The sequence below is a fragment of the Clostridium tyrobutyricum genome, assembly GCF_019144085.1.
Lineage (GTDB): Bacteria > Bacillota > Clostridia > Clostridiales > Clostridiaceae > Clostridium_B > Clostridium_B tyrobutyricum_A.
In genome coordinates this window covers 1-1,451 of record NZ_JAHHUY010000073.1, presented here as the reverse complement: position 1 = coordinate 1,451, position 1,451 = coordinate 1, and the positions used below count along the sequence as shown (strand labels likewise).

The window sequence follows — 1,451 nt, the reverse complement described above, 5'->3', positions numbered from 1 at the left end:
TAGCATAAAAAAATATGCTAATGCGACAGTGCTTTTTTAACATTTTATAGAAATTCAAACGATAATTTAAAGCAAAATAAGCTTGACAACTAAAAAATGACGCAATTTAATAAGCCTTAGATATTAAGACTTTTTTTACTTACGGAATCTTTAAAATTTAAAAATTAAGCGCTCTTTTCAAGTTGAAAAAGATGTGTCCCTGTTCTGGCTGACTGAATTTTATTATGGAGCTTATTTACATTATGTGCCATCGCTAAAAGAACATTTTCCGCCAAAATATTCTTTTTACCTTTACTTAGATATCTACGGAATCCCATATCCTGTTTTATCTCTGCAAAAGAGCCTTCGGCTTGGATACTTCGATTCATTCTTAACTCACAGCCTTCTTCACTTACAATTCTTTCAAGATTCTCTTTGCGAAGCATGTTGAACAGCTTTGAAGTTTCAAGATTTTTAACTCTTTCTTCCAATGGAATTTTACAGTTATGCCCTTTTATACATTTACTCTTATATTTACAGTTACTGCAATCTTCACATGTATAAATTGTTTTTTCACTTACATAGCCAGTCCTGCTTTTTCTTTTTATTATCCTATTTACAGTTAGTTTCTTATTATTTTCACAAATATAATAGTCTCCAAATTCGTTGTAGCCCATATTTTCTATCCGGCTTATATCATTTTTATATTTCCTTGTTTTGGATATTTCGTAATTTGCTGACTTAATAAATGACAACTGCATATTCTCCTTAACATAAACATAGTTTTCTTCACTTTCATAACCTGCATCCGCAGTAATTTTAAAATACTTAAAATACAAGAAGTTCTCCATGCTTTTTATAAATGGAATCAGCATTGTTGTATCTGTAGGCTTAGCACCTATAGTAAGCCATACTATATATTCAGAATCAACTCCATGTTGAACATTGTAAGCTGGCTTTAACTGACCATTTTTCATGGCATCTTCTTTCATCCTCATAAATGTTGCATCTTTGTCTGTCTTTGAATAGCTGTTACGTTTACCACAGATATATAGTTTTTGTGTATATTCTTTTAACTTATTAAGATATTCCTCAAGCGTTTCAATAGAACGTTGAATTGGAGTTTTTCTTTTACCACATCCATGTACAAATTCTATATTTTCATCATGTTTCAAGGCATAAAGTTTCTTGCGCAGCTTCTTTACGTGCTTTATTTTTACTCTATTTTCATATATAAGTTTTAGTCCATACATTTCTTCACATTCAGCTACAAAATCAGCTAATTTAGAAAGTAGTCTTGCTAAATTTTTTGAAACTGACTTTTTCCAAACGAAAGTATATTTGTTTGCACAAGACTCTATTTTTGTACCATCAATAAATATAGCATCGCCTGATATTTCTCCAATCTCATAAAGAAAATTTGACATTTCGGCCATAATTGTTTCTGAACATGGAGAAAAATGAAGACTGCG

The 1,451-nt window shown here is 30.6% G+C and carries 1 protein-coding gene; it reads right to left on the bottom strand.

Features of this window, described 5'->3' with window-relative positions; all coding sequences use genetic code 11:
- Positions 1 to 164: 164 nt before the first annotated feature.
- On the bottom strand, positions 165 to 1,451 hold a 1,287-nt coding region (locus KM800_RS15025), incomplete at its 5' end, for a transposase (RefSeq protein ID WP_217813811.1).